General features: G+C 43.2%; 9 protein-coding genes. 8 read left to right on the top strand and 1 reads right to left on the bottom strand.

Going from position 1 to position 10,294, the window contains the following annotated elements:
* Positions 1–27 precede the first annotated feature (27 nt).
* From wecB to H8B21_RS19685, 8 genes are read left to right on the top strand one after another with little or no spacing between them, the layout of a single operon-like run.
* Entirely contained in the window at positions 28–1,140 is a 1,113-nt protein-coding gene (gene wecB, locus H8B21_RS19720) for a non-hydrolyzing UDP-N-acetylglucosamine 2-epimerase (protein WP_190315572.1), read from the top strand.
* A gap of 4 nt (positions 1,141–1,144) precedes the next feature.
* Complete coding sequence (gene wecC / locus H8B21_RS19715; RefSeq protein WP_190315571.1) at positions 1,145–2,344, top strand: UDP-N-acetyl-D-mannosamine dehydrogenase; 1,200 nt, start codon at positions 1,145–1,147, stop codon at positions 2,342–2,344.
* 4 nt (positions 2,345–2,348) lie between these two features.
* Positions 2,349–3,101 (top strand): WecB/TagA/CpsF family glycosyltransferase, encoded by a 753-nt coding sequence (locus H8B21_RS19710; RefSeq protein ID WP_190315570.1) that lies wholly within the window; start codon positions 2,349–2,351, stop codon positions 3,099–3,101.
* Between the two features lie 11 nt (positions 3,102–3,112).
* Complete coding sequence (locus H8B21_RS19705; RefSeq protein WP_190315569.1) at positions 3,113–4,627, top strand: capsule assembly Wzi family protein; 1,515 nt, start codon at positions 3,113–3,115, stop codon at positions 4,625–4,627.
* A gap of 33 nt (positions 4,628–4,660) precedes the next feature.
* Positions 4,661–5,143, top strand: coding sequence for an adenylyltransferase/cytidyltransferase family protein (locus H8B21_RS19700; RefSeq protein WP_190315568.1), 483 nt, complete (start codon positions 4,661–4,663; stop codon positions 5,141–5,143).
* Positions 5,140–8,076: a sensor histidine kinase gene (locus H8B21_RS20840; protein WP_190315567.1), complete on the top strand. Its 2,937-nt coding sequence runs from the start codon at positions 5,140–5,142 to the stop codon at positions 8,074–8,076. Before H8B21_RS19700 ends, H8B21_RS20840 begins: the two co-directional genes overlap by 4 nt.
* On the top strand, positions 8,073–8,885 hold the full coding sequence (locus H8B21_RS19690; protein WP_190315566.1) for a hypothetical protein: 813 nt from the start codon (positions 8,073–8,075) through the stop codon (positions 8,883–8,885). The genes H8B21_RS20840 and H8B21_RS19690 overlap by 4 nt, the downstream gene beginning before the upstream one ends.
* Positions 8,886–8,895: 10 nt before the next feature.
* On the top strand, positions 8,896–9,558 hold the full coding sequence (locus H8B21_RS19685) for a response regulator transcription factor (RefSeq protein WP_190315565.1): 663 nt from the start codon (positions 8,896–8,898) through the stop codon (positions 9,556–9,558).
* Between the two features lie 7 nt (positions 9,559–9,565).
* Here H8B21_RS19685 and H8B21_RS19680 read toward each other — a convergent pair whose 3' ends face one another.
* Positions 9,566–10,219, bottom strand: coding sequence for a hypothetical protein (locus H8B21_RS19680; protein ID WP_190315564.1), 654 nt, complete (start codon positions 10,217–10,219; stop codon positions 9,566–9,568).
* Positions 10,220–10,294 lie beyond the last annotated feature (75 nt).

The following is a 10,294-nucleotide window of genomic DNA, read 5'->3' as shown; positions in this document are numbered from 1 at the left end:
AAATATAACCTAAAAACACCAATTAACATGAAGATATTATTAACCTTTGGTACGAGACCGGAAGCTATAAAAATGGCACCTCTTGTCTTGGCATTAAAAAAAGAAAAACACAGTTTTGATGTAAAAGTCTGCTTAACCGCGCAGCATCGGGAGATGTTAGACCAAGTGCTGGATTTTTTCGAAATTGAAGCAGACTTCGATTTGAATCTGATGAAACCCAATCAAACCCTGCACGGTTTGACTTCAGCCATCATTGAAGGTATGAAGCCGGTATTAGATGAGTACAAACCTGATTATGTCTTTGTTCACGGGGATACAACGACTTCTACGGCCGCCGCACTCGCTGCGTTCTATTCAGGTGCAAAAGTTGCACACGTAGAAGCAGGTTTACGGACGTGGAATAAATGGTCACCCTTTCCGGAAGAAATGAATCGCTCGTTAACGGGACGGCTCACGGATATTCACTTTTCTCCAACAGACACGTCAAAAGCGAATCTGTTATCGGAAGGTATAGCGGCAGAAAATATAGTCGTAACAGGAAATACAGTGATTGATGCATTGTTCAGTGCTGTGGATCGCGTTGAAAGCCAGATACCGGAAAGTGTTCGTGAACTTGCCGAGAAATTAGATGAACGCAAAAAAATGGTTTTAGTGACAGGTCATCGACGCGAAAACCATGGAGAAGGCTTTATGAACATCTGTAGGGCGTTAAAGACGTTAGCAGAGCATAACGACATCGAGATTGTATATCCAGTTCACTTGAATCCCAACGTGCAAAAGCCGGTTTATGATCTTCTTTCGGATGTCTCGAATATCCATCTTATAGAGCCTCAGAGCTATCCAGCTTTTGTATGGCTACTCCATAAATCTCATCTTATTATTACCGATAGTGGGGGAGTCCAAGAAGAAGCGCCATCATTAGGCAAACCCGTGCTCGTAATGCGGGACACCACCGAAAGACCAGAAGCTGTTGAAACGGGAACTGTGCTATTGGTTGGTACCGATGTGGAAAAAATCGTCGGTACGGCAGAAGATTTATTGCAAAATGCACAACGTTACGAAGCGATGTCAAAACTGAATAATCCATATGGAGATGGAAACGCATCAACAAAAATTGTGAATTACCTAAAGAATATATAAACAAATGAAAGCAGTTTTTATGGGTCTGGGCTATATCGGCCTCCCAACCGCCGCCGTAGCGGCGAAATACGGTATAGATGTTATTGGCGTAGATATTAACCCGGAAGTCGTAGACACCATAAATAAAGGAAAGATTCATATTGTGGAACCGGGCTTAGGTGACGTAGTTAAACAGGTCGTGGAAGAAGGTAAACTGATGGCACGTTTGGAGCCGGAAGAAGCTGACGCTTATTTTATCGTCGTCCCTACCCCCTTCAAACAAAATCGTCGAGCCGATACTTCTTATGTAGAAGCGGCCACGCGCGCGATTATTCCTTTATTGAAATCGGGAGATCTATATGTGATCGAAAGTACGTCTCCAGTTTTAACCACGGAAAAGATGAGCCGGATTATTTTTAAAGAGCGCCCCGAGCTGGAAGGTCAAATTTACATTGCATATTGTCCCGAACGGGTCTTACCCGGAAATGTCTTATATGAACTGGTGGAAAACGATCGTGTGATAGGCGGTATTAATCAGGAAAGTACGGCAAAGGCCATGGCGTTTTATGCGCATTTCGTAAAAGGGCATCTGCATGCTACAAATGCACGCACGGCGGAAATGTGCAAACTAACGGAAAATTCATCTCGGGATGCGCAGATCGCTTTTGCAAATGAGTTATCGATGATCTGTGATCGGGTTGGTGTCAGGATTTGGGATCTCATCGAATTGGCCAATAAGCATCCACGCGTGAATATTTTACAACCCGGCTGCGGTGTCGGAGGACATTGTATAGCCGTTGATCCTTGGTTTATCGTATCGGATTTTCCAGAACAGGCACAATTAATTAAGCGTGTCCGTGAAACAAACGATTACAAGGCTGACTGGTGCGCCAATAAAGTAATGGAAGCATGCATCGAATTTGAAAATAAGCATAACCGCGAACCGGTGGTTGCTTGTATGGGATTGGCTTTTAAACCGGATATAGACGATTTACGGGAATCACCTGCAAAATATATCGCGTCGCGGATTATCAGCGAAGCACGTGCAGAAGTACTGGTGGTCGAACCAAACGTCGAGACACACAGAGCGTTTAATTTGACAAATTATCAGGACGCCTATAATCAAGCAGATATTGTCGTGTGGTTGGTAAGACATAAAGAATTTGTAAATGTATCCGTCGGTCAAGAAAAGATTGAACTTGATTTTTGCGGTGTAAGAAAGTAATAAAATGACACCTACAGAAATACCTACTATAGAATTGATGAATTGTCCCGTCCATGTATTAACGATGGAGCAGACAATAGCGGAAATTGAAAGGAATATAAAACAAGGAAGACAGATCCACCATGTAGTCGTCAATGCCGCGAAACTGGTGAATATGCAGACCAACAAAGATCTATACGATTCTGTTGTAAATTGTGATATTATTAATGCAGACGGGCAAAGTGTCGTCTGGGCCAGTCGTTGGCTGAAAAAGCCACTACCGGAACGGGTTGCGGGTGCCGATTTAATGGTGAATCTAATGGATCTTGCCGGGCAAAAAGGATATAAAGCGTATTTTTTTGGTGCAAAAGAAGAAGTGGTTCAAAAGGTTGTTGATATCTATACACAGAAGTTTGGCGAACAAGTGATTGCGGGATATCGCAACGGCTATTATACCGTTGCGGAAGAAGATACCATCGCGCAGGATATAGCAGAGAGTGGTGCAGATTTTCTTTTCGTGGCGATCACTTCTCCCAAAAAGGAAATTTTTCTGAACAAATATAAAGATATCATTAAAACACCTTTTATCATGGGTGTTGGTGGTACGTTTGACGTAGTATCCGGAAAAACGAAGCGTGCCCCATTGTGGATGCAACGGAACGGCTTGGAATGGCTTTACCGTGTCTATCAGGAACCCGGAAGGATGTGGAAGCGTTACGCAGTGACAAATACGAAGTTTATCGGACTGTTGTTTCGAGAAAAATTTTTGAAAAAATAAACCTAAGCGTTATGAATAGAACCCGCTTTCTCGTTGTTGTTTTTAATATGTTTTTTATACTCGTTTCCGCACAACAGGAAGTTTCTTCTCGATTGGTTGGCCGGGTTGAAACGCAATTGGGATATACGAGCAATGATGCGGTTCCACTATGGATGAGAGCAAATCAGTTTGGTTCTGTTCCATCTGCTGGACTATCCAATAGCTGGATAGGAAGTTTCTATAAAACCTATAGAAAGCCGTATGATCCTAATGATTTTTCAAGTGTGGATTGGGGTTTGGATATCCAAACGAGAATTAATTTAGCTGAGAAGACCTCCGCTCAACTCATAGAAGGTGCGCTCAAAGGAAAATGGTGGATATTTGAAGGCCGAGCAGGGCGAGCCAAAGATATTATAGGGTTAAATGGGGATACTACGTTAAGCTCCGGCAATTTTGCGGTGTCTGGTAATGCGTTGGGCATCCCGAAACTAGAAATTCGTATTCCTGATTACTATCGTTTGCCCTTTTGGGATGGAGTGATTTCATTAAAAGGAAACTTTGTATATGGATGGGTAGGCAGACGTGTGGTAGATCGAAGCGCATTTCGAATACCTTCGGAAGATTATCGGATCAATAGTTTTTATCATCAGAAATCGTTATATGGCCGGATCGGTAAACATGACTGGAAACTAAATTTGTATGGAGGGATAAACCATCAAGCCTATTGGGGTAATGAAAAGGATGTATATGGAGATAAATTTAAACTTTCCGAAATAGAATCTTTTCTCTATGTGTTCTTAGGGCGAAAGTACTACGAACCTGGAATAGGGAGTTCCAAGTTGGGTAACCAGCTAGGCTCTATTGATATGGGGTTATCTTATGATTTTAATAATATACGACTCTTTGGTTACCGTCAATTTTTTTATGACGTAGGAGCAATATCTAGATTGGCAAACATAGTTGATGGTCTAACTGGTTTAACTATTGAAAATTTGAACAATATGGAAAGAGCATCCAATGGTTGGATTTGGAGAAAATTCATTTTTGAATTTTTCTATAGTAAGGATCAAGCAGGTTATCCTTGGTCGAAACCTACGAAATCCGGAGATGAAGATTATTATAATAATTCCTATTATCGAGAAGGTTGGTCTTATAAAGACGTAGGCGTAGGCAGTCCTCTGATCATTGCAGCATCCGACGCGAAAGAAGGACAGGTGTCAAATCCATATCGTTTTTTTATTAGTAACCGCGTTTCGGCGTTGCACATAGGAGTAGATTTGCAGATATTTGAGACTGATCTGCTTTTGAAAGCGACCTATGCTCGACATTTTGGTAATTTTACGACAAGTCCGTGGGGCTCGTCGTTGGGTAGGAAATTTAGAGAGCCTTACGGTCTTTTCGTTCCCGTGAGTCAGTTTTCTACTTATCTGAAAGCACACCGAAACCTAACACGAGGATTTTCAATGGGACTGGTGCTATCAGCAGATTACGGAAATATGTTGAATAACAGTGTCGGAAGCTATGTAGCGATTGCTAAACAATGGTAACCAAGTACAGTAATTAACCTTAAAACTATCGTTATGAAAAATAAAGGGTTAAAAAAAAGAGAAGACTATAACCCCGGCCCGCGTGTCGGGATCACGTTTTCGACATTTGACCTACTACACGCTGGACATATTATGATGCTTGCAGAGGCAAAGCGTCAGTGTGATTACCTGATCTGCGGTTTGCAGATGGATCCTACGTTAGACCGCCCAGAGAAAAATGCCCCCACCCAAACGGTAGTGGAACGCTATATCCAACTGCGCGGTTGTCACTATGTAGACGAAATTGTACCCTATTCAACCGAGCAAGATCTGGAGGATATCCTTCGTTCCTTTAAACTGGATGTGCGTATCGTCGGCGATGAGTACGCCAACAAGGATTTTACGGGCAGAAAATATTGCGAAGAAAAAGGTATTGAGTTGTATTTCAATAGCCGCGATCATCGTTTTTCCAGTTCGGGACTGCGCAAGATCGTGTACGAAAAGGAGAACGAAAAAAATGGAAAGAAGGTAGGGTGAAACACATCATCTTATGGCTATGCCTATTGCTGTGCGGATTTGCACACGTCCGTGGGGAACTACCGTATCGACATGTGCAGGTCCTTAAAGGAGTAGACGATCACCACGTGATGTTCACGGTGGCAGAAAAGGATCCTTTTGGATTGATATGGCTGGTGTCGGGAGGCGAACTCTACCGTTACGATGGTGTGCATGTAGTTCCTTTTGCCAAATTGTATGAGGAGAAACTGCCCTTTGACGAAGTGCAGACGATAGCGATCGATCCCTGGGGGCGTATCTGGTTAAATACCAGAAATGGAATGTTGGTGTTTGATTTAACTACCTGGCGTTTTTGTTTCAATGAACATTTTGTAGAGGGATTAACGGAGAAAAAAGCCCTAGAATTCTGCCAAGCCGAAAATGGTTTTTTTGTGGCGACCCAGAGTGGTGAGGTCTGGCAGATTGATGAGTATAGGAAGACATTGTTGTTCTCCTTTACCGTGGATAAGCGTAAGGGAAGGCATACGGTGGGCAACTTGTTTACCGCAGATAATGATGGTCTGTGGTTAGCTGTTAGTGGTAATCTATACGGTTACGACCGCCATCAAAAAAAGCATCAAGTTGTCCATATTCCACTGGAAATAGACGATTGTATAGAGGATCTGCTACCGCTGAAAGGTGGTGTGCTTATCCGAAATTACAGGGACGGATATTATATATATGATGGGAGTTTCCGGCTGACTTCCATACGGAGTGCGAAAGAACATGATTTTACAAACTGGAACCATTGGGGCTTTGTAGAAGGAAATCGGGTGATGCTATTTAACAACCATGGTCAATATATGGAACTCGCTAGAGATACAACGCTCACCGTTCTGAAAAAAGGTTACCATCGCCTGGCGGAACATGTGTTGTATAAGCGACTGAATGCTTGGAGACAGTTTGGAGATGAATGGTTATTGGCGACCGATCAGGGCTTGTACGCTGTATTCCCTTCGTCCTTTTCTTTTGATTATGTCGAATATGGAACGGCAAGGGGGATGTTTCGACAAAACGATAGCTATTATTTTGGAGGATATGGTTTTTTACACCGCATGCCCTTGCAGGGAAGTGTGGCGGAATATAGAAAAGCTCCCGAGAAAAACTATTATGCTGCGTATACGCAACATAGGGATACCGCCTACGTGGCGCTGGAAAGTGGCTTTCTAGGACAGATGGTCAAAGGTAGGCTTTCAATTTTGCAGCCGATAGTTTCACCACAGTATGCACATAAGTTCTCCGATTTGGGTTATTGCCTGTCACCGTATAAGGGAACTACCCTACTGGTCGGCACATCGAATGGAATATGGCAATATGATATAAAGACAAACCAAGTCATGCCGTTGCTAGATATCGCCGGCGTTTTTTTCAGTGGTGGGAAACGGATTCTCTCTATCCGTTATCTGGGCGGAAAGCTAACGTACTCTACCGAAGATGGATATTACCTATTCGATGGGTCGCGCCATAAAAAGCGTTATCCCGAGGGGAAGCAACAGTTAATGATCTACGATCATCTTACCGATCAGGGGGTCGAATATCTTGCCACAAAAGGGCGCGGTATTGTTATGTTAACAGATTCTGGAAGTCGCACCATCAGTATGCAAGAGGGGCTGGGTAGCAATACGATCTACCAGCTCTTTGCTGTGCAAGGTACTTTATTTGCCGGAACCCATCGGGGGTTGTCTCTAATAACTGATAGTCGCATATTTAATTACCGGACAAATGATGGGCTTCCGTTTGAAGAGTTTAATCACCAAGCGATCTTCTACGATACGGCAGCCAACCGATTGTTTATGGGCGGAATAGGTGGGTATGTTTTTTTCAACCCGAGTGATCTGTTAAAAGCAGCGACGCAAAAAGATGCGATACCGGAACCTCGGATTGCGGCATTGCACGTCGGTTTGAAAGGGAACAGGTATAAGCACTATTATGCGGCAGATCTGTTACGCGATACGATTGTCCTTACCGAAGATGCATTGACATTTAATATGGATTTTGCGCGTCCCGACTTTTATAGACACGGCTATGACGTGCTTTATAAAATCGATCCATTAATGGATGGATTTCAGCAGATGGCGTCCTCAGGCCAGATTACGTTGGTCGGCTTGCGTCCGGGAGAGTATAAGGTGCATGTCCGTATATTGCCGAATAATGGAGGTGTTGAAAAAACATGGACATGGCTATTGAAAAAACAGCCCACATTTTTTGAAACACAGGGCTTCTATGCCCTCGTATTGCTGAGTATAACGGGGATTATCACCCTTATCGTCCTACAACGTGCGAAGAGGATAAAAGATGAGAAGCTATTGCGTAAGCAAATTTCTCGCGACCTACATGACGAGGTAGGTGGACTTTTAACCGGTATATCGATGCAGGCGGATCTCCTATTATTGGACAGCGCTCGAGACAAACAATCGAGTGCCACATCGATAGGGCAGTATAGCCGGGAGGCTGTGCAGATGATGGATGACATCATCTGGGCTATAGATGCGCGGAATAACGACCAGGGTAACCTTCAGGAGCGGATGGAATACCTCGCGTCGCAGATGCTCGAACCACAGGGGATCCGTTTGCTTTTTGATACGAGTACCAAAACGGATCGCAAGATTCCGCAAGTTGTACGGCAAAACACCTATTTACTGTTTAAGGAAATATTGCATAACATCAGCAAGCATGCCCGTGCAGAATGGGTGTCTATCAGCATACACATCGATACGAAAAGCTTAGTTATGGAAGTGCGTAACAATGGGGCGCAAAACCTACCTCGGGAAAATACACGGAGGAAAGGGCATGGAACGCGGAATATGGAAACAAGGGCGCGGCAAATGAACGGAAACTTGTCGAGTGTACAGGAGAATGGGGAGTACCGCGTATTGTTAACGGTAAATCTGCGAAATATAAAATGGACGATATGATGGATTTGCTCAAGGAATTCTGGATCCGTGAAGAGGAATGCTATAGTTGGGGAGTGTTTTTCGCTGTGGTAGGGCTGGTGCTTTCGTTCTTTGCTACCTTATGGCATTTCTGGTTTGCTTTCCGTCACAAAAGAAGATGTGAAATGCTTCTGGGCATTATGGGAGCGGCGTCCTTTTGGAACGTTTTTATCTACTTTCTCATTTTTACGGGGCTTGTCCGGCTTGTCCCTGATATCTACAACAAGGGCATCCCCTTTCATTATTTGGTAGCTCCTTGTGCGTATTTTTTTGTGTTGTTTAGCTTATTTCCTAAACTGAATTGGCCGGGCCATTGGTGGGTACATCTTCTTCCATTTATACTGGGTATGATCGATATCATACCGTATGCTATAGCCTCTGTAGAGGAGAAAAAAGCACTGATGGACGTCATTGTGCATGATATGCAAATGACCGTACGGCATGAGTACGGGTTTATAGATCAAAAGTGGCATTATATTAATAAGTTTCTATTGGCGTTTGTTTATATTGTAGCGCAATGGCGACTACTGTATATGCACGATTTGGAGCTGTCTCCTATTTCCGCCTCAACAAAGCAGAATGTTTTTGCGTTTACGATAATATATACGTTGCAGTTACTACTTCAAGGCGGGATGGTGCTGAGTTTAGTATTTAACCAAACCCAACGCAGCTTTATTTTGCAAAATCTAGATCAGCTAAGCTGGATTAGCTTTTTTTTCCTATTATTCAGCTGTTGGCTATTGCAGAATGCTTTCCGCTTACGTGCGGAAAACGCTAACGATCAACTCTAAAAATATTTAAATGATTGAACATAACAACAGAGAAGATATTCCTCAAAAGAAATACCGTTTGGCCATCGTCGAAGATCGCAAACCGGTGTTGGATACATTAAAAGTTTTTTTTGGGTCAAGCTCTTATTTCGATCTGCGCATCGCTGCCCGCTCGTTTGAAGAGTTCACCGAGGCGTGGAAAAACGAAGCGCTGGATGTTGTGCTAAGCGATATTGGCCTACCCGGTAAATCGGGTATCGAAACGACCTGGTACATCAAAAGGCGTATGCCGGAAGTGCAAGTGGTAATGTTTACGGTTTTTGAAAATAAAGAGGCTGTTTTTCAGGCACTTCGCGCCGGAGCATCGGGATATTTATTGAAAAGTACACCGTTACCACAGATGGAAGCGCACTTGATGGAAGTTCTCTCCGGAGGATCGGTGATGAGCCCACAGGTAGCCCGATTGGTTTTTGATCATTTTAATCCGGTGGTTGGGAAAAGCCAGTATGAAAAGACAGCCCAGCTGACACCGCGCGAAATTGAGATTATGACCATGTTACAGCAGGGAGCATCTTACAAAGAAGTTGCATCGAAGTTATTTGTCAGCGTAGACACCGTTAAATACCATATCCGAAACATCTACCAGAAACTGCAGGTGACGAGCCGTGCCGAGCTTATCTTAAAATATAAATAAAGCCTTCCTAATTGGTGGTTGTATTTTTTGAATATGTCGCCGTAAAGCCTAAAGAGTAATCGCTAGTTACGCTGATAACGACACTATTGGTCTTATCCGTATAATAATATATATTATTACTCCTACCAATAAGTTGATAGCGCTCTGCATAAAAGGCGGCTCCCTCTTCTATCCGGGAATCATTCCATAACAAACTGGCAGAAGTAAACAGGTTATCCTCGAAAAGATATCTTGCGCCCCATGTGTAGGTGGAAGTCTCCGTATAAAATAGTACGGTTGATGCTTCATTACCCAATTGTCTTTTTTCAAAATTTTTCACATCTGATTTTCGTTTCCCAAACTGTATATAGGGCTCGATAACGCCTATAACAGTCGGCTCTACGATAACTTTTGCGGTGATAGATTGTCCTCGGATTTTCCCTGTAATGGTGGTTTCTCCGATATGGCGGGCCTCGAATTTACCATCACTTCCAATTATCCCAACAAACTCATCACTGGAAGACCATTCCACGTTGTTGGTGTTGTTGGTGGAGAAAGTAAAGTCACCATCATAGCGGAGTTTAACTTCCGTTTGATTGATGGTTAACGGGCCATCTTCATTTTTGCCGCATCCTATTAATGTAGCCATGGTTACGAATAAGGTTAATAATCGATTCTTCATAAAGTATTATTTTGTTGCAAATTAAGATAATCATAGAGGCATATTTCCTACCCATGTGGGTAGTTTAGGCAAAAC

This window comes from Sphingobacterium chuzhouense, assembly GCF_014692525.1.
Classification (GTDB): Bacteria; Bacteroidota; Bacteroidia; order Sphingobacteriales; family Sphingobacteriaceae; genus Sphingobacterium; species Sphingobacterium chuzhouense.
Note: the sequence above shows the minus strand (reverse complement) of the source record. Positions and strands in the feature narration are given on the sequence as shown.